Source organism: Corynebacterium sp. 122RC1, from assembly GCF_024580955.1.
GTDB lineage: Bacteria > Actinomycetota > Actinomycetes > Mycobacteriales > Mycobacteriaceae > Corynebacterium > Corynebacterium kozikiae.
In genome coordinates this window covers 129,243-147,568 of record NZ_JANIKD010000004.1, presented here as the reverse complement: position 1 = coordinate 147,568, position 18,326 = coordinate 129,243, and the positions used below count along the sequence as shown (strand labels likewise).

The 18,326-nt window shown below is 63.3% G+C and carries 19 protein-coding genes; 13 read left to right on the top strand and 6 right to left on the bottom strand.

All coding sequences use genetic code 11. The annotated features are described in order from the left end of the window. Positions 1 to 163: 163 nt before the first annotated feature. Positions 164 to 460 (top strand): co-chaperone GroES, encoded by a 297-nt coding sequence (gene groES, locus NQ050_RS03430; protein ID WP_257037908.1) that lies wholly within the window; start codon positions 164 to 166, stop codon positions 458 to 460. Between the two features lie 18 nt (positions 461 to 478). Beyond that, on the top strand, positions 479 to 2,092 hold the full coding sequence (groL, locus tag NQ050_RS03425) for a chaperonin GroEL (RefSeq protein WP_257037870.1): 1,614 nt from the start codon (positions 479 to 481) through the stop codon (positions 2,090 to 2,092). 144 nt (positions 2,093 to 2,236) lie between these two features. Here groL and NQ050_RS03420 read toward each other — a convergent pair whose 3' ends face one another. Then, the gene (locus tag NQ050_RS03420; RefSeq protein WP_257037869.1) at positions 2,237 to 2,518 is read right to left on the bottom strand and encodes a WhiB family transcriptional regulator; all 282 of its coding nucleotides are present in this window, start codon (positions 2,516 to 2,518) and stop codon (positions 2,237 to 2,239) included. Positions 2,519 to 2,891: 373 nt separating this feature from the next. On the opposite strand from NQ050_RS03420, the gene NQ050_RS03415 reads away from it, so the two are divergent. Both NQ050_RS03415 and NQ050_RS03410 read left to right on the top strand, forming a co-directional pair. Next, positions 2,892 to 3,455, top strand: coding sequence for a sigma-70 family RNA polymerase sigma factor (locus tag NQ050_RS03415; RefSeq protein WP_257037868.1), 564 nt, complete (start codon positions 2,892 to 2,894; stop codon positions 3,453 to 3,455). Beyond that, the gene (locus NQ050_RS03410) at positions 3,456 to 4,328 is read left to right on the top strand and encodes a hypothetical protein (RefSeq protein ID WP_257037867.1); all 873 of its coding nucleotides are present in this window, start codon (positions 3,456 to 3,458) and stop codon (positions 4,326 to 4,328) included. It abuts the gene before it with no gap. 43 nt (positions 4,329 to 4,371) lie between these two features. On the opposite strand, the gene NQ050_RS03405 is transcribed toward NQ050_RS03410, so the two are convergent. Then, positions 4,372 to 4,743 carry a DUF5319 domain-containing protein gene (locus NQ050_RS03405; RefSeq protein WP_257037866.1) on the bottom strand — a complete coding sequence of 124 codons (372 nt, stop codon included), beginning with the start codon at positions 4,741 to 4,743 and terminating at the stop codon, positions 4,372 to 4,374. A gap of 284 nt (positions 4,744 to 5,027) precedes the next feature. Here NQ050_RS03405 and guaB point away from each other — a divergent pair, with 284 nt between their 5' ends. Next, positions 5,028 to 6,548, top strand: a complete 1,521-nt coding sequence (guaB, locus tag NQ050_RS03400) for an IMP dehydrogenase (RefSeq protein ID WP_257037865.1) — start codon at positions 5,028 to 5,030, stop codon at positions 6,546 to 6,548. A 24-nt stretch (positions 6,549 to 6,572) separates the two neighbouring features. Next, a complete protein-coding gene (locus NQ050_RS03395; protein ID WP_257037864.1) occupies positions 6,573 to 7,700 on the top strand; it encodes a GuaB3 family IMP dehydrogenase-related protein in 1,128 nt (375 codons plus the stop codon). Between the two features lie 4 nt (positions 7,701 to 7,704). Here NQ050_RS03395 and NQ050_RS03390 read toward each other — a convergent pair whose 3' ends face one another. Then, entirely contained in the window at positions 7,705 to 8,622 is a 918-nt protein-coding gene (locus tag NQ050_RS03390; RefSeq protein WP_257037863.1) for a DMT family transporter, read from the bottom strand. 326 nt (positions 8,623 to 8,948) lie between these two features. On the opposite strand from NQ050_RS03390, the gene guaA reads away from it, so the two are divergent. Beyond that, positions 8,949 to 10,538 (top strand): glutamine-hydrolyzing GMP synthase, encoded by a 1,590-nt coding sequence (gene guaA, locus NQ050_RS03385; protein ID WP_257037862.1) that lies wholly within the window; start codon positions 8,949 to 8,951, stop codon positions 10,536 to 10,538. A 72-nt stretch (positions 10,539 to 10,610) separates the two neighbouring features. Then, positions 10,611 to 11,075 carry an imm68 putative immunity domain-containing protein gene (locus NQ050_RS03380; protein WP_257037861.1) on the top strand — a complete coding sequence of 155 codons (465 nt, stop codon included), beginning with the start codon at positions 10,611 to 10,613 and terminating at the stop codon, positions 11,073 to 11,075. Here the strand turns inward: NQ050_RS03380 and NQ050_RS03375 are convergent. After that, positions 11,072 to 12,109 carry a PspC domain-containing protein gene (locus NQ050_RS03375; protein WP_257037860.1) on the bottom strand — a complete coding sequence of 346 codons (1,038 nt, stop codon included), beginning with the start codon at positions 12,107 to 12,109 and terminating at the stop codon, positions 11,072 to 11,074. The two genes, NQ050_RS03380 and NQ050_RS03375, sit on opposite strands and share 4 nt — an antisense overlap. 123 nt (positions 12,110 to 12,232) lie before the next feature. On the opposite strand from NQ050_RS03375, the gene NQ050_RS03370 reads away from it, so the two are divergent. Together NQ050_RS03370 and NQ050_RS03365 are read left to right on the top strand one after the other, a co-directional pair. Beyond that, complete coding sequence (locus NQ050_RS03370) at positions 12,233 to 13,345, top strand: ATP-binding protein (RefSeq protein WP_257037859.1); 1,113 nt, start codon at positions 12,233 to 12,235, stop codon at positions 13,343 to 13,345. 28 nt (positions 13,346 to 13,373) lie between these two features. Beyond that, positions 13,374 to 14,048, top strand: a complete 675-nt coding sequence (locus tag NQ050_RS03365) for a response regulator transcription factor (RefSeq protein WP_257037858.1) — start codon at positions 13,374 to 13,376, stop codon at positions 14,046 to 14,048. A gap of 9 nt (positions 14,049 to 14,057) precedes the next feature. Here NQ050_RS03365 and NQ050_RS03360 read toward each other — a convergent pair whose 3' ends face one another. Then, a complete protein-coding gene (locus tag NQ050_RS03360; protein ID WP_257037857.1) occupies positions 14,058 to 14,501 on the bottom strand; it encodes a hypothetical protein in 444 nt (147 codons plus the stop codon). A gap of 125 nt (positions 14,502 to 14,626) precedes the next feature. Between NQ050_RS03360 and NQ050_RS03355 the strand changes: the two genes are divergently transcribed. Beyond that, on the top strand, positions 14,627 to 15,322 hold the full coding sequence (locus tag NQ050_RS03355) for a hypothetical protein (protein WP_257037856.1): 696 nt from the start codon (positions 14,627 to 14,629) through the stop codon (positions 15,320 to 15,322). Position 15,323: 1 nt separating this feature from the next. Then, entirely contained in the window at positions 15,324 to 16,808 is a 1,485-nt protein-coding gene (locus NQ050_RS03350; RefSeq protein WP_257037855.1) for a DNA polymerase Y family protein, read from the top strand. Between the two features lie 18 nt (positions 16,809 to 16,826). On the opposite strand, the gene NQ050_RS03345 is transcribed toward NQ050_RS03350, so the two are convergent. Continuing rightward, the gene (locus NQ050_RS03345; RefSeq protein ID WP_257037854.1) at positions 16,827 to 17,414 is read right to left on the bottom strand and encodes a hypothetical protein; all 588 of its coding nucleotides are present in this window, start codon (positions 17,412 to 17,414) and stop codon (positions 16,827 to 16,829) included. Between the two features lie 96 nt (positions 17,415 to 17,510). Here NQ050_RS03345 and NQ050_RS03340 point away from each other — a divergent pair, with 96 nt between their 5' ends. Further along, on the top strand, positions 17,511 to 18,323 hold the full coding sequence (locus NQ050_RS03340; protein WP_257037853.1) for a sucrase ferredoxin: 813 nt from the start codon (positions 17,511 to 17,513) through the stop codon (positions 18,321 to 18,323). Positions 18,324 to 18,326 lie beyond the last annotated feature (3 nt).

Below are 18,326 nucleotides of genomic sequence, written 5' to 3'. Positions count from 1 at the left end.
CGTGTTCGCGCTGGGCGTACACCTGTTGTTGAGGGGTTAGCACTTGCGGGGGTAGAGTGCTAGTCAGGTTGTTTGACCCACAGTTGTTCACCCGCGACGACGGCTGTGCTGGTAGTTGATACAACCGGCGCAATGGAACTACTTCATGACACGGAGGAAAATCGTGGCAAACGTCAACATCAAGCCGCTGGAAGACCGCATCCTGGTCAAGATCGCCGAAGCAGAGACCACCACCGCATCCGGCCTGGTGATCCCTGATTCCGCCAAGGAAAAGCCACAGGAAGGCGTGGTTATCGCCGCGGGCCCAGGCCGCTTTGACGGCGACGACCGCGTGCCAATGGACATCAAGGAAGGCGACACCGTGGTCTTCTCCAAGTACGGCGGCACCGAGCTGAAGTACAACGGCGAGGAATACCTGCTGCTGAACTCCCGCGACGTGCTCGCGATCATCGAGAAGTAAAAGAAGGCCGCATTCAATATGGCAAAGCTGATTGCATTCGACCAGGAAGCCCGCGAGGGCATCCTCAAGGGTGTGGACACGCTGGCGAACGCGGTGAAGGTGACCCTCGGGCCACGCGGCCGCAACGTGGTGCTGGACAAGGCTTTCGGTAGCCCAACCGTCACCAACGACGGCGTGACCATTGCCCGCGACATCGACGTGGAAGACCCCTTTGAAAACCTTGGTGCGCAACTGGTGAAGTCCGTGGCCGTCAAGACCAACGACATCGCCGGCGACGGCACCACCACCGCAACCCTGCTCGCACAGGCCCTCATCGCAGAAGGCCTGCGCAACGTGGCTGCAGGTGCAAACCCAATCGAGCTTAACCGTGGCATCGCGGCTGCAGCCGAGCGCGTGGTGGAAAAGCTCGCCGAGCGCGCCACTGAGGTAGCCTCTGCGGCAGACATCGCCAACGTGGCAACCGTGTCCTCCCGCGACCCCGAGGTGGGCGACATGGTTGCCGCCGCCATGGAAAAGGTGGGTAAGGACGGCGTAGTTACCGTTGAGGAATCCCAGTCCATCGAGTCCTACCTCGACGTCACCGAGGGTGTCTCCTTTGACAAGGGTTTCCTTTCCCCATACTTCATCACGGACACCGACTCCCAGCAGGCCGTGCTGGAAAACCCACTGGTGCTGCTAGTCCGCAACAAGGTTTCCTCCCTGCCTGACCTCCTCCCACTGCTGGAGAAGGTTGTGGAGTCCAACAAGCCGCTGCTCATCATCGCAGAAGATGTGGAAGGTGAGCCGCTGCAGACTCTCGTGGTGAACTCCATCCGCAAGACCCTCAAGGCCGTTGCCGTGAAGTCCCCGTACTTCGGCGAGCGCCGCAAGGCGTTCATGGATGACCTCGCAGTAGTCACCGCAGCCACGGTGATTGACTCAGAGGTTGGCGTGAACCTCAACGAGGCTGGCGCAGAGGTGTTCGGCACCGCCCGCCGCATCACCGTGACCAAGGATGAGACGATCATCGTGGACGGTGCAGGCACCGCCGAGGACCTCGAGCGACGCCGCGAGCAAATCCGCCGCGAGATTGCCAATACCGATAGCACCTGGGACCGCGAAAAGGCCGAGGAACGCCTGGCAAAGCTCTCCGGTGGCGTAGCCGTGATCCGCGTGGGCGCTGCCACGGAAACCGAGGTTTCCGAGCGCAAGCTGCGGGTGGAAGACGCCATCAACGCAGCCCGCGCGGCAGCGCAGGAAGGCGTGATCGCCGGTGGCGGCTCTGTGCTGGTCCAGATTGCCAAGGAGCTCAAGGACTACGCGCAGGAGTTCGAGGGCGACGCCAAGATCGGCGTCAACGCTCTCGCAGCCGCGCTCCGCAAGCCTGCCTACTGGATTGCAGACAACGCTGGCCTAGACGGCGCAGTGGTTGTTTCCCGCGTGGAGGAACTGCCAAACGGGGAAGGCTTCAACGCCGCCACCCTGGAATACGGCAACCTGCTGGAGCAGGGCATCATCGACCCAGTGAAGGTGACCCACTCCGCAGTGGTCAACGCCACCTCCGTGGCACGCATGGTGCTCACCACGGAAGCATCCGTAGTGGAAAAGCCAGCTGCGCCTGCACCTGCACCGCAGCACCACCATCACCACTAAAAGGCTCAACACAACAAGGCCCAGGGATTGAGTCCTTGGGCCTTGTTGTATTAAGGGATGAGGGGTGTTCACACCGTTCGTATAGCCAACTCCCAGCGGACTGAGGGGGACCGCCGCCGGAGGAGGAGGGGGCTTTGTTGGGCCTTAGCGGCGACGGAGCACCTGCATCCGCTCGGTTTCGCTCATACCACCCCAGATGCCGTAAGGCTCCGCCACGGCCAGGGCGTGGTCGCGGCAGGCCTCCAGCACGGGGCAATCGCGGCAAATCGCCTTTGCACGGCGCTCGCGCTCCATGCGTGCGCGGCCTCGTTCGCCTTCGGGGTGGTAGAACACCTCAGAGTTTTCACCACGACACGAGCCGTGGAGTTGCCAGTCCCAGAAGTCAGCGTTGGGCCCGGGCAAAAGTTGTGTAATTGAGGTGGTCATGTTGTGCACATTCCCTTCACGCGAGGTTGAGAGCTGAATAAGAGCTGTTCGGTTCGGCGGGCTGCGAAGAGGGGCGCGAACCTGGAGCCAAGTGTGGGCGGCAAAGGTGAACGGTTGGTGTATGAATGTTTGAATTGGCGTTTCATTGAAAAGAAAACCTGCGCAACTTTCTGCCGGGCCCGCCAACTCTTCAACGCCGTGCCTACCGGACCTCCCGCTGGAGCTTTGAGCCCTGGCGCCTTGGGTGCGTCGACACGCTTTTGGCTGATAAGGGCGCTGGAGAGTATGAGAGGGGTGAAGCGACTAAAGTAAATGTGTTGTGTCCGAGCACGGAGGCCGGCGCAAGCGGCGGAAGTAGAAAGGTGGTGAGAAGGTGGCTGAACTCGAAGATGAGCTTGGTGAGCTCGTCGCGCTGGCACGCACGGGGCAGGGGCGTGCGCTGCAGCGGATCATTGAGTTGATTCACCCTCTCGTGCTGCGCTACGCCCGTGCGAGGCTCGGCGGTGGGCGCCAACCAACGCCCGAGGACGTGGCGCAGGAAGTGTGCTTGGCCGTGGCAACCTCGATTCATTCCTATTCGGACCGCGGGCGGCCCTTCATGGCCTATGTGTATGGCATTGCCAGCAACAAGGTAGCCGACGCCCACCGGGCGTACGCACGGGACATCGCAAACCCCACTGAAGCTGTCCCGGAGGTAGAGATAAATGAAGATTCGCCTGAGGAAATTGCCCTCGTAGCTGCGGGAAGTAACAGAGTGAGGGAACTTCTCGATCTCCTAAGTGATAAACCACGCGAGATCCTTACGCTGAGGATTTTTGTGGGGCTTTCCGCTGAAGAAACCGCGGAAATTGTAGGAAGTACACCAGGGGCTGTGCGGGTAGCGCAGCACCGCGCTCTTGCCACCCTGCGCAAGGCGCTCGAACAGGAGAAGATGTAGATGGCCAACCTTGGCTCAGGTTCCGGTTCCGGCACTGGTTCCGGTTCTGGCAAGCCGTTTTCCGCGGCGCGGCATTTGGATGAGCTACATGCCGACGATGCCTTGTTGACCGCCATCGCCCGCGGTGAGGACCCCACCTTTGGCTCGGATCCCCTCGCGGCAGCACTGCTGGGGCTGCGCAAGGAGGTTGCCAAGGACATGCCCCCTGCGCCGAACCTGGCGGACTTTGGCTTCGATCTCAGCGACCGCAGTGACCGCAGTGATCGCGGTGACCGCAGTGATTTCAGCGCAGTGAGCCAGAGCCAAGATGCGCAGGTGGTGCCGTTGCAGGCGCACCGACGTCGCGTGGGCAGGGTCGCCTCCGGTTTGATCGGTGCTGCGGCAGCCACCCTGGTGATCGCCGGTGGCGGTTCAATGATCTACTCAGCAACCCCCGGTTCCCCGCTTTACAGCGCCAACCAGGCAGTGTTCGGTTCCAATGACGCCGTGGTGCAGCTCGCCAGCAAGCTTGAGGCCGCAGACTCCCTCAACGCCCGCGGCGACGTAGAGGGCGCACGGCAGGTCCTCGCGGAGGCGGAGGCGCTGCTGGAGCAGATGTCGCAACGCCAACGCGAACAGGCCCAAGCAGACCTGGAGCGCGCGCAAGCTGCAATCCCGCAAACCGTGACTGAGGTGCGCGAAACCACCGTCACCCCAGAACCGGGCGCGCCGGAAACCGTGGTGGAAAAGATTACGGAGACCGTCACCGAGACCAAGACGGTGACCGTCACCCAAACCCCAAGCCCGACTACGAGCGTCAGCTCCGGGGCGGAAACGCCAGCGAGCACGCCAGCGCCGGTGCCAGCTCCGAGCGAGCCGGAAAGCGCAGGATAGGCAGGCTAGAACAAAAAATGGTGGCCCAAAGGCCACCATTTTTTTAGCGCTGCTGGATGCCGTCCAAATACCCCAAACAGTAATCCCACGGCACATAGTTGTGCGGGTCCGGGTTCGGGCTCGGCTCATGGACCGCCGACTGCTCCTCAGCCAACGTGGACAACATGTTGGCTTCCATGATGTCCCAGTCGTAGAAATGCTCCTCCGTGCAATCCTCACAGTAAAAGAAGATCCCCTGCACACCCTTTGGAGCCAGCACCCGGCGGAACTCGCGCATGAGCTTCAAATCCTGCTTCATACGCGCGCGTTCCTCAACCGAGAGCGGGGGAAACGGCTCGTCATCTTCAAAAAACGAGGCCGGATCATTTGGATCATTTGCAAAAGGATCCGGGGGAAGCTGCCAATTAGAATTCACGCCCCCAACCATATTGCGGCCAGCGCATGCCGTGCAAGCCCCAAAGACACCCCGAGAAGACACCCCTAGAAGACAACCCGAGAGAAACCCCCGCCCAGCCTTCAGTACCCCGCCTGAACACCGTGCGGCAGCCTGCTCGCGTCGGGCGGCGTCGGAACGCGTGGAAAGTGAGGTGTGGCACCAACGTGAGGGGAAGTGACAACACGAACACTTGGTTTTCACGCGGAAGGAAAATGGCTACTCTTAAAGGAATTGGTTGGTCATAAGGGAAGGATTTGTATTCAATGACGCAAAACGTGGTGTCCACTGGCGGCGATGATCCAAATAAGGTGGCCCTCGTTGGCCTGACCTTTGATGATGTGTTGTTGATTCCGGATGCTTCTGACGTAATCCCGAGTGAAGTGACCACTTCCACCCAACTGACCCGCAACATTTCACTGAACATCCCTATTGTCTCCGCGGCGATGGATACTGTGACTGAGTCCCGCATGGCGATTGCGATGGCTCGCGAAGGCGGCTTGGGTGTGATTCACCGCAACCTCTCCGTTGAGGAGCAGGCGGCGCACGTGGAAACGGTGAAGCGCTCCGAGTCCGGCATGGTGACCGACCCCGTCACCTGCAGCCCTGACATGACCATTGCGGAAGTAGACGCCCTCTGCGCGCGCTTCCGCATTTCTGGTTTGCCGGTTGTGGATGCCGAAGGCAAGCTGCTGGGCATCTGCACCAACCGCGACATGCGCTTTGAGCAGGACTTCCAACGCAAGGTTTCCGAGGTCATGACTCCAATGCCGCTGGTGGTGGCGGAAGAAGGCGTGAGCAAGGAGCGTGCCCTAGAGCTGCTCAGCGCCAACAAGGTGGAGAAGCTGCCGATCGTGGACAAGCAGGGCAAGCTCGTTGGTCTGATCACGGTGAAAGACTTTGTGAAGACCGAACAGCACCCCCTTGCCTCTAAAGACGCTTCCGGCCGCCTGCTGGTGGGTGCCGGCATCGGCGTAGGCGAGGAATCTTGGGAGCGTGCAGGAGCCCTGGTGGATGCCGGAGTGGACGTGCTCGTGGTGGACTCCGCCCACGCACATTCCCGCGGTGTGCTGGACATGGTTGCCCGCGTGAAGAAGGGCTTCGGTGACCGCGTGGATGTCATCGGCGGCAACCTGGCCACCCGCAGCGCAGCGAAAGCCATGATCGAAGCGGGTGCCGACGCCATCAAGGTGGGCATCGGCCCAGGCTCCATCTGCACCACCCGCGTGGTCGCCGGTGTGGGCGCGCCACAGATCACCGCCATCATGGAGGCATCGGTTCCAGCTCACGCGGCAGGGGTGCCAATCATTGCCGACGGCGGCATGCAGTACTCCGGCGACATTGCGAAGGCCCTCGCCGCAGGTGCGTCCTCAGTGATGCTGGGTTCCATGCTCGCAGGCACCGCCGAGGCCCCAGGTGACATCGTGGTGGTCCAAGGCAAGCAGTACAAGCGTTACCGCGGCATGGGTTCCATGGGCGCGATGCAGGGTCGCGGCCTCACCGGTGAGAAGAAGTCCTACTCCAAGGACCGCTACTTCCAGGCGGATGTGAAGAGCGAAGACAAGCTGGTGCCGGAAGGTATTGAGGGGCGCGTGCCGTTCCGCGGCAACCTGGACCAAATCACCCACCAGCTCGTGGGTGGCCTCCGCGCCTCCATGGGCTACACCGGCTCGGCAACCATCGCTGACCTGCAAAAGGCACGATTCGTCCAGATCACCGCCGCTGGCCTCAAGGAATCCCACCCGCACCACATCCAGCAGACGGTGGAAGCGCCGAACTACCGCTAGAAACAGAAAGCACCCCCACACACCATGCGTGAATACGTAGAAATTGGCATTGGGCGCGAGGCGCGCCGCACCTACCCCTTGTCACGGGTTACCGTGCAGCCTTCCCGGCGCACCCGATCCTCCAAGGATGTAGACACCACCTGGCACATCGACGCCTACACCTTTGCCATCCCCTTCATGTCCCACCCCACGGACGCTCTGGCCAGCCCAGAGTTTGCCATTGAGATGGGCAAGCAAGGCGGGTTGGGGGTGCTCAACGCGGAAGGCCTGCTGGGCCGCCACGAAGACCTCCACGCCGCAATCGCAGAGGTGATCGAGGGCGTGGACGATCACAACGAGCTGGCCTCCTCCGGCGCCATCAAAGCACTGCAAAAGCTGCACGCGGCACCGATCAACCATGAGCTGCTGGCTCAGCGCATCGGCGAGGTCCGCGACTCCGGGCAGGTAGTGGCGGTGCGCGTCTCCCCTCAGAACTGCCGCGAGCTTGCGCCAGTGGTAATCAAAGCTGGCGCAGACATTCTGGTGGTCCAAGGCACCATCATTTCTGCAGAACACGTTCAGGAGGACGGAGAGCCACTTAACCTCAAAGACTTCATCGGCACCCTGGACATCCCCGTGATCGCAGGCGGCGTATCGGACTACACCACCGCGCTGCACCTCATGCGCGCTGGCGTGGTAGGCGTGATCGTCGGCTCCGGTGCCTCCACCCAAGATCTCTCCCTGGGCATTGGCAGCGCCCAAGCAACAGCCATCGCCGACGTTGCCGCCGCGCGCCGCGACTACCTGGACGAAACCGGCGGCCGCTACGTCCACGTGATCGCCGACGGAGAGATCTCTTTCTCCGGCGACGCCGTCAAGGCAATCGCCTGCGGTGCCGACGCCGTGGTACTGGGCCAGCCGCTGGCCAACGCTTCCGAGGCGGCAGCGCAAGGCTACTACTGGGAATCCGCAGCCGCGCATCCACGCTTCCCCCGAGTGGAGGTGAACACCCCCTATGGTGCTGAGCGTGTGAGCCTGGAAACCATCCTGCACGGCCCCTCCACCAAGGTGTTTGGCGAGGAAAACTTTGTGGGCGGCCTCAAGCGGGCGATGGCGAAGTGCGGCTTCACCGACCTCAAGAGTTTCCAAAAAGTGGAGATTAGCGTCTACTAGACGTCTAGTAGACGCTGCCATCCCGGACGGGTTTCTGCGGGCGCGGCGTCCTGCTTATCGTGGAACCCGCCGAAGCGGCGATCACCAGTAGGATCGCAAGCCCCACCAAAGGGGTGATCGGCTGGTCCAGCAGCAGCCAACCAAACAGCGCCGCGAACGCCGGCTCGAGGCTCAGCAGAATGCCGAACACGGATTCAGGCATTCTGCGCAACGCCGCAAACTCAAAACTGTACGGCAGCACCGAGGCAAACAAAGCGCCCGCGGCCGCGATGCCAAACAGCTCCCAATTGAGGTTCCCCAACCCCGGGATGCCGAGCGGAAGCGGCACGCACGCAGCCAGCAGCATGCCCAACGCCAGCCCGCTTGAGCCTGGGACTGTCTGACCAACCTTCGCCGAAGCCAAAATGTAGGCCGCCCAACAGGCGCCCGCGCAGAGCACATAGAACACGCCCACGGGGTCCAACGGCGTGCGGATCAGCGAGTCCAAGCCGAGCAGCGCCACACCCGCAAGCGCGAGAGCCACCCAGAGGAAGTCGCGGGGGCGCCTCGAGAGAACAGCCGCCAGCAGCAGCGGGCCGAGGAACTCGATGGTCACCGCAGCCCCCAAGGGGATACGGGCAATGCCCGCGTAGAAAAAGGTGTTCATCAAGCCGAGCGAGAGGCCGAACAAGGCCATCGCCCGCCACTGCATCCGCGAGTAGCCACGCAACTTCGGCCGCACGATGAGCGTCACGATGATGCTCGCGATGCCTAGCCGCAGGGCAGTGGTGCTCGCCGCGCCGAGGTGCGGGAACAACTGCATTGCCAGAGCTGCGCCCAATTGCAGCGAAATGCAGGAGCCAATCACAAAAGCCACGCCACTGAGTGAGGTGTGGCCTGAAGTGGGTTGTGGGGTTGAGTGCGGCTGTGGGGGCTGCTGCATGCCTTTCATCTTGGAGGAATGGGTGAATCAAGTCCAATAGGGTTTGCAGTGGCAACTTGCGGCAGTGATCCGCATCCGTGCGTGCGGGAGGGTGGTGGCGCTGGGCAGCGTCGATAGGCAAAGCGAATTTGGTGCGGGGCCGCCTCGGAAAAATCTTGGGCGCGAAGCATAAGTTTTTTGCCGGTGGCGGTGCACGAGATCCTGCGCCGCGCGTATCCGGGTGAAGCTTCACGCCCACATGTGCACGTCGGATGAGCTTTTCGGGATGGCCGGCAAACGCTAGCGGGGTTCAGGAAACAGTGGCTGGCAGGGTAGACTGCCAACTTGTGACACAGAAAACTCCACAACCCAACAATACGGCCCACAAATCGGTGCTCGTGGTGGACTTCGGCGCGCAATACGCCCAGCTCATCGCGCGCCGGGTGCGTGAGGCGAGCATCTACTCCGAGGTTGTTCCACACACCGTCACCTTGGAGGAAATCAAGGCGAAAAACCCCGCCGCGCTGATTCTTTCCGGCGGCCCTAGCTCGGTGTACGAGGACGGCGCCCCGCAGCTTGACGCGGCCATCCTGGAACTCGGGGTGCCGGTGTTCGGCATTTGCTACGGCTTCCAATATATGACCCGCGCACTCGGCGGCACCGTTGCTTCCACCGGCGACCGCGAATATGGCCGCACCGACCTCAACGTTGCAGGTGGCGTGCTTCACGACGGTCTAGAGGAAACCCACAAGGTGTGGATGAGCCACGGCGACGCCGTCTCTGAAGCCCCAGCGGGATTCACTGTCACCGCGAGCACCGCAGGCGCGCCCGTTGCCGCCTTTGAGTGCGTGGAGCGCCGGATGGCTGGCGTGCAGTACCACCCCGAGGTGCTGCACTCCCCGCATGGCCAGCAGGTGCTGGAACGCTTCCTCACTGAGGTTGCGGGCCTGGAGCAGAATTGGACCCCCGCAAACATCGCTGAGGAACTCATCAACGCGGTGCGCGAGCAGGTTGGCCCCGAAGGCCGCGCGATCTGTGGTCTGTCCGGCGGTGTGGACTCCGCGGTAGCTGCAGCACTCGTGCAGCGCGCCATTGGTGACCGCCTCACCTGTGTCTTTGTGGACCACGGGCTGCTGCGCGCGGGCGAGCGCGAGCAGGTACAAAACGACTTCGTGGCGTCCACCGGCGCCAAGCTGGTTACCGTAGACGAGCGTGAGGCGTTCCTTGCCAAGCTCGCCGGCGTGACCGAGCCGGAGGCAAAGCGCAAGGCAATCGGTGCGGAGTTCATCCGCTCCTTTGAGCGCGCAGTGACCTCCATCCTGGAGGCGGCACCCGAAGGTACCACCGTGGACTACCTGGTCCAGGGCACCCTGTACCCAGACGTGGTGGAGTCCGGCGGCGGCACCGGCACCGCCAACATCAAGAGCCACCACAACGTGGGCGGCCTGCCAGACGACGTGGAGTTCGAGCTGGTTGAGCCCCTGCGCCTGCTCTTCAAAGACGAGGTCCGTGCCGTTGGTCGCGAGCTCGGCCTGCCCGAGGAAATCGTGGCGCGCCAACCCTTCCCAGGCCCCGGCCTCGGCATCCGAATCATCGGCGAAGTCACCGAAGAGCGCCTGGAGACGCTGCGCCAAGCAGACCTCATCGCGCGCACCGAGCTCACCAACGCGGGCTTGGACGGCGAAATCTGGCAGTGCCCGGTGGTGCTGCTTGCCGACGTCCGCAGCGTTGGCGTGCAAGGCGACGGCCGCACCTACGGCCACCCCATCGTGCTACGCCCCGTCTCCTCCGAGGACGCGATGACGGCGGACTGGACGCGCCTGCCCTACGACGTACTCGAGCGCATATCCACCCGCATCACCAACGAGGTAGCCGACGTCAACCGCGTGGTCTTGGACGTCACTTCCAAACCACCGGGAACAATTGAGTGGGAGTAACACAACGCGCGGGCACAGGAAATGATTCCTGTGCCCGCGTTGTTATGCCAAGACAACACTCAAGGGAGCAACATGTTCATTGATCAATACTGGGGCGAGGTCAGCGCAGCCGCCCAGCACGACGCCCAAACGCTCGTGGACTACCTGGGCAGTAAGAGCGAAGAGATCGTTGCTGTGGCAGACATCTTCTCCGACCTCGGGCTTACAGACCTTGCCGGCAACTTCACTGGCGGGGAGTTCGATGCGGGCCCAGATTCGGGCGCGGTCCACTTTTCCTATACCTACAACCCCGTGTTGGTACTCGCGGTGCTGCTGCTGGAATCCAAAAAGGTGGGGCGTTTCAATCTGGCCCGGGTGGGTGGGAAGCAAGACCGCATGATGCGCATTGACGCCGATCCCAAGACCCACACCCAGATCACCACCGCACTGAAATACTTTGCGTTGAGCCCCGAAGACCACGAAGCCGCGCAGTCCTACGAGGAACCCTACGACGTAGCGGACCTCAGTGAGGAACTGCGCGGCAAATTGGAAAGCTAGCTTTCTTGCACCGTCAGGTTACCAACGCCGCTTTCTAGGTGCAGGTGCAGGCGGGGCGCGTTCGGGTCCACGCCTTCCGGCACCACGGGGGAGTCCGGGCAGGTGACGTTGCCAGCCGAGTTGGTGCACGTCAGCTCCACGGCCACGTGTTCGGGCAAGGTGACCATCACGTGGCCGATGTTTGCGCGTACGGTCACATCGCGTGATTCCTCAAGGGGCTCCAGGTCGGAGAAATCCACGGTGATATTGCCAATGTCGGTTTGGTAGACGGGCTGAAGCTGATCTTCCACCGCCACATCCATATTCTCAACCTTCACATCAGCGCGGTAAATCCCGAGGCCCGCGGCGGAAGCAAGGGCCACCAGCAGCGCCACAGTGACTCCCACGAGCACGATCTTGCGCCCCCTGCGCGGCTTTTCAGGGGCGGGCTCAGGGGCATCCCCGGGGTTAGGCAGGTGCCACAACCCCGGCGCTGCGCCCAGCGGATCCCAAGCGGGCGGCGTGGGCGTTTGGAATGGGGCGCTGTGCCCGTCGGCAGGCGCGTAGGAGCTGAGATCATGGGTGGGCTCGCGGCCGGCGTCGCGGACCAGCAGCCCGACGGGAGGTTCTGGGGTGCGCGCGTGCAATGCCCACCAAGCCAACGCGGCGAGGACAACCCCGGAGAACGCGGGGATGTCGGAGAGTGAGAACGCGCTCAGACCGCCGAGGAGGACGAAAGCGATGATCAGCGCGATGCCGTTGCGACGTTCCTTTTGCTGGGCTTTGTCAGCTTTGTCGGTGACGGGCTTGCCGCCGAACAGTGCCTCCATGGGGGACTGCGCCAGGGAATATTTTGGCATGAACCCCCAGGCTAGGATATATAGCGGGATGCCGGCGCCGAGGAAGGTGAGCACCACGAAGGCGATGCGCACGAGGGTGGGGTCGATTTGGTAGCGAACACCAATACCTTCACTGACGCCAGCACCAGCAGTGTCCGGCATGCGAACGGGACGGGTGTTCCACATCTGAGCCCATGTGTGAGTGAAGGTTTCCATGCATTCATTGTGGGCCGCCGCCTACCGTTGGCACATCGGGGAGTACCCCCAATTCTGCGCGACCCGCCGTTTCAGGGACATTCCCGATTCCACCCGTGTAAGCCCGCGTGGGAGAATCAACACATGCAACCTGCCTACCCCACTTTCCAGCGCCGCGCCGACGGGGCAGTCCTCGCGGGAGTGGCATCGGGACTCGCCGCGCATCTTAACGTGAATGTGACCTGGGTGCGCGTCGGATTCGTAGCCCTGACCTTGTTCGGCATCGGGCAATGGATTTATGTTCTGGTATGGATCTGCAGCAAATCCGTGAAGCAGGGCGCGCCGATTGACCGCAAGCACAGCTCCATGCCGCTGAACATCATGCTCGTGGTGGTGGGGCTGCTTGGCTCGGGGGTGCTGCTTCGCCCAGGCCTCCCGATCGGGCTGTTCATCGCACTGGCCGTGATTGGCGTCGGCGCGGCCCTGGCCTGGTTTGCCTATGACAGGCTTGGCACCAAACAATCCGTATTCACCGTGGTTCTGGGCTCAACGCTGGTGTTTGCTGGCGTGATCTTCGGTGCGCTCCAACGCCAAGACGGGGCATTGTTCGGCCAGGCGGTGGTTGCGGTGGCGCTCACCTTGTTCGGCGTGGGCGCGCTCGCCGTGCCCTTCGGTATCCGCCTGTGGGAGAAGATCTCAGAGGAGCGAGCGGAGAAGGCCGCCGCGGATGAACGCGCGGAAATCGCCTCCCAATTGCACGACTCCGTGCTGCAAACCCTGGCGCTCATCCAGAAACGCTCCGAGGAACCTGAGGTGCAGCGCCTGGCCCGGAGACAGGAGCGCGAGCTGCGTCAGTGGTTGTTCGATCCGCGTGAAGACGCCACCGTGTTCACCGCCATCGAGAGGGCATCCGGTGAGGTGGAGGACCTCTTCGGGGCGCGGATCGCCCCCGTGATCGTGGGGCAGGACGTGCCGCTCGACAACGCGGGCAAGGCGGCCGTGCTGGCAGCCCGCGAAGCCATGGTGAACGCCGCCAAGCACGCCGGGGTGGATACCGTGGATGTCTACGCAGAACGCTTCGACGAACTCAATATTTTTGTCCGTGACCGCGGCCCCGGTTTTGACTTGGCGCTCGTTGATGAGGACCGTCACGGTGTTCGTGAATCCATCCTTCAGCGTGTGGAGCGTGCGGGCGGGACCGTTGATATCCGCAATGAAGGTGGAACTGAGGTTGTGATCCGCATGCCCTTGGGGTGAGGGCGGTTGAGTGATACAAATGGAACTCATGAAGGTGTTTCTCGTTGACGATCATTCCGTGTTCCGCGCCGGGGTGCGCGCTGAGATCGGGCAGCAGGTGGAGATCGTCGGCGAGGCGGGCAGCGTCGCGGAGGCCGTTGCGGGGATCGACGCCACGCAGCCTGACGTGGTGCTTCTCGACGTGCACATGCCCGAAGGTGGCGGCGTTGCAGTGCTGCAGCAGGTCAGCGGATCTCCGCGCTTTTTGGCCCTGAGCGTTTCCGACGCCGCCGAGGATGTGATCAACGTGATCCGCGCCGGTGCGCGCGGCTATGTGACCAAGAGCATTTCCGGTGTGGAGCTGGTAGCCGCCATTAAGCGGGTGGCTGAGGGAGACGCCGTATTCTCCCCACGCCTGGCAGGTTTCGTGTTGGACGCTTTTGCCAAGCCAGACCCAGCCGGCGCGGGCGTAGTGGACGCGCCGGAACAAGACGCTGCGGTGGAGCATGGCCAGGAGGTGGACCCAATCGTGGATGCCCTGACCCGCCGTGAACTGGAGGTGCTTCGTCTGCTTGCACGCGGCTACACCTACAAGGAAATTGGCAGCGAGCTGTTCATTTCCGTGAAAACCGTGGAAACCCACGCCTCCAATATCCTGCGGAAGACGCAGCAGTCCAACCGGCACGCGCTGACCCACTGGGCGCATGCCCGCGATTTGGACTAACCCCGTGGATTAATCCTTTGCGCCTGCTTTGCTCTCCAGGAATGCGAGCGCCCTGGTGCCGTCGATATGCGGAAACACCCAGTATGTCCATGCGCACACGCCCGCGCCGAATAGCAGGGTGATCCATATTGGGGCGGGGGCGAAGGTGGGCGCGATCATGAGGGCCAGCCAGATGATGAACATCGGCACAATCTGCGCGAATTTGGGCGTGTAATGCAGGTTGCGTTCCTCCAGGAAGCTGCGGATTTTTGCTCGGTAGGGGTGGGAGAAAATCAGGGTAATCCCAGCACCAACAAAGAGGACCATCAGCACCACTTGCACGCCGCGGGGCAGGGCTGTGGTGAGGACGGCCGCACCCGCCCCGAGCAGGAACGACGCCCCCAGGCGCACAGTGGGTGGGGTGGGAATCGGGGTGATGAAGGCTCCAGGGTTGAACATGGAAGGGTTGAGCATGGGCACATCCTAGCAACTGGCCCGGACACGCCCTGGTGGGGTTGGTTCTGTGGTGAGTTTTGGGTGCTGAGCTGGCAGTTGGGGAGGGGCTTGACGCGTGTGCTGAGCGGGGTTAGCATGAACCCATGATTCAAACGGGTGTGCGAGAACTTGAAGCGGCCGAGGGGTGGGCATTCCTTAGTCGCGAAGAGCGCATATCTGCACTGCGAAAGCAGATGGATCAGATGTTGGGAAAACAGCCGCAGGTAGACGTTTTGCCTGCGGAGGAAGTGCTTGCGTTGCATCCGCCGCTTGGGGAAGTGTTGGTTGGTGGCGGCTTGCCGCGCAGGGCCATTACTGAGTGTAGTGATACGCCCTCACTTCTTGCTGAGATAATCGCACAGGTGAGCGGATCTGGCGGTTTTGTTGCGGTAGTGGGGTGGTCAGATTTGGCGTATGCTGCTGTGGCTACGCAGGGCGGGAGTTTGGAAAGAATCGTGGCAATCCCTGACCCCGGCCCGGATCCGCTTTCTGTGGTGTCGGTACTGGTGTCAGGCGTGGACCTGGTGGTCTACCGCGGTGCAGCGCGGCAACTGACTCCCGTGCAGGCGCGCCCCTTGCTGGGGAAGCTGCGCACAGGCGTTGCGGCGTTGCTCTTGGTAGGCGTAACGGTGGCCTCCCCGGCGGCGCGCATACGCGCCTCGGTCACGGGCTTTCGTGGAATTGGGGAAGGCACGGGCAGGATTCGTGCAGTGGACCTGCAGGTAGAGGTGATGGCGAAGGGGGGCCGGACACAAACATCCATGAGTATCGGTGAGCAGCGCACACTGACGGTGATGTAACGTGCGCACACTCGCACTTTGGTTTCCGGACTGGCCGGTGCAGGCAGCACGGTTTGAAAAACTCTTTGAATCACCTGCGGTGGCGGTTGTTGCCCAGCACCGAGTGGTGGTGTGTGACGCCGCCGCGCGCTCCCACGGGATTCGTCGAGGCATGCGCGCGCGGCAGGCCCAGGCCATCTACCCGCCGCTGACCTTGGTGGATGCCAATGAGGAGCGCGACGCTCGGGTGTTTTCCACCATTGCAGACGGCCTCGACGACGTGGCCTCCAGCGTGGAAATCCTCCGCCCAGGACTCGTTGCCGTAGACGTGCGCGCCGCCGCCAACTATCACGGCAGCGAGGACAAGGCCGCGAGCATGCTCGTGGATGCAAGCTCCCGCGCGGGCCTGGACAGCTTTGCGGGTATCGCCGATGACATCCCCACCGCCATCATCGCAGCCCGCGCCAGCCAGGTTGTTCCGCCGGGAGGTGCGCAGGCCTTCTTGTATAGCCAGCCCATCGGGGTGCTCGCCGAGCCCGCGCTGGCCTGCGACCCAGACACCGTGCACGCCTTTGAGGAACTCGGCCTACATACCCTCGGTGCGCTCGCAGACCTCGACGCGCGCTCAATCGCCACACGCTTTGGTGCTGCGGGCGCACGCTGCCACGCCATCGCCCAGGCCCGCGACACCAGACTCGTCGCGCCGGAACTCACACAACCAGAGCTCACCGTCACCTACCGCCCCGAAGAAGCAATCCAACGTGTCGACGAAGCGGCCTTCGTGGCGCGCCAACTCGCCGCCCAGCTCCACGAACGCATCGCGCGCACAGGTCTGGTGTGCAGCAGGCTCACCATCAAAGCTCACGTGGGCGAGCGCGAGCTCAGCCGCACATGGCGCACCACCGAACCACTCAGTGAACACGCCACCGCGCAACGCGTGCGCTGGCAACTTGACGGCTGGCTCACCACCGGCGGCCAAGGGCAACTCGAAGAACTCACCCTGGAGCCCCAATGCGCCCCCGCGCCCCCAACGGAACTGTGGGGAAGCCGCGGCGAAGGCCAGCAGGCGGTGGCTCAGGTGCAATCCACGCTTGGCACCGACGCCGTCCTGCAACCCTTCGAAGCTGGTGGCCGCGGCGTCGCCGAAAGAATCCAATTCGTCGCTTACGGTGAGCACGCGCAATCCGATACCCGGCCATGGGCTGGAGCTATCCGCGCGCCCCTGCCCGCGTCGATACGCCACCCCGCAACCAAAGTGCGTCTCCTCACCGCCGACGGCACCGACATTGGGCTTGCCGACGCGGCCCTGACCGCCGCGCCTGCGACGCTGCTTCGCGGCCGCACTGCCTACAGGGTCACGGGCTGGGCGGGGCCATGGCCGGTGGACGACGCGTGGTGGCGCGGCGGCGAACCCTGCGTGCGGCTACAGGTCACGGGGGAAGGCGACGGTCCGCGCGCGTGGCTGCTGGTGTGGGCGGGGCAGTGGCGCGTGGAGGCGGAGTATTAGATTTAGGGCTGCTGGATGTCACTGCTGGATGTCAATGACCAGCCGCGTGGGGTTTTCGAGCAGCGTCACCGAGTAGGGGCGAGGTTTGTCGATGCCCGCCACGAACTGCTCCTGCCCCTCAAAAATGCCGTGGGACTCCACCGCGTTGATCGCGCCTGCGCCGTCGCTTCGAAGCGGGCCTACGTCCACGCCGGTTTCGAAGGGCATGAGGATGCCGCGGAGGTGGATGTCGAGCGCGGTGCCGCCTTCAAACTCCACGGGGAAGCCGCTGCCTTGCTGTGCGGGCTCGGTGGTGTAGTTGATGAACCAGCCGGGGGTGCCGGTGCCGGAGAACTCGAAGACGATGCGGTCGTAGCCGTCGTGGGTGCCCACGCGGACGTCCTGGACCTGCAGCTCAGCGGCGGTGCCTGCGGATTCCTTCGGGTCGAGGTCCCCGACGGGAGTGGTGGTGGTGGTCGTTGCGGTGGTTGTGGAGGTTGTTGCCGTGCTCGTGGCGGACAGCGTGGCGAGTGAAGGTTCGGGGGCGCTGCACGCGGCGAGGCCGATGGCCAGGATTGGGGCGAGAACTGGGGCCAGAAATGGGGCGGAGACGAGGCGGTAACTCATGCCCCAAGGGTAACTTGCGTAACAACGGTGGTGGCGGGTGTGCGGGAATCGTTGCGAAACCGAGATACAGACGCGCCACAGGTACGCTAGGCAACCATGAACCTCGCCCCGCGCTGCTCAGACAACAACGAGCCCCTCCCCGGCACCGCGAAACGCGGCGACACCTTCGTTCTCCTCGAACACCCTGGCCCCTGGAGCCACGACATCCTGGACGGCCACACCTTCGGCGCCGACACCGAACGCCTCAGCGCTCTCCCCGGGCTCACCCTCATCCGCCGCCCTGGCCGCGAAGGGCACCAACGCAGCCATAAGCGCACGGTCTACCTGGTGTTCAGTGCCGAGGGGGTGGCCGAACGCCTCCACATCACCAGCCTCGACGACCTTTTCACCCTCGATCTCACCGGCCCCGGCCGCAACGGCGCAGAACCCGTGAGCACCCTCATGCTGGTGTGCACGCACGCGAAGCGCGACCAATGCTGCGCCATCAAAGGCCGCCCCATCGCCGCCGACCTCGCCGCCCGCGGCGCGCACGTCTGGGAATCCAGCCACACCAAAGGCCACCGATTCGCGCCGGCAATCGTCATCTTCCCCCACGGCTACGTCTACGGCCGACTCAACGCCGAAGCCGCGCTCCAGGCGTACACCTTTGCGGAGCGCGGCGAGATTTTCCTCCCCGGGTTACGCGGACGCGGCCTTTACGACGCCCCCGGCCAAGCAGCGGAAATCGCAGTCCTGGGGGAGTTGGGGCAGGCGCGCTTCGGTGACCTCAGCGTGCACGGCACCGAAGTGCGGCACAGAGATGGGCGGGTGTGGCACATCGACGCGCGCCAGGAAACCATGGATGTGGTGGCCTCCTGTGGCGCCGCGTCGAAGCCGGGGAAGGTGTGGGTCGCGAAGATTCGTCCTTAGCGT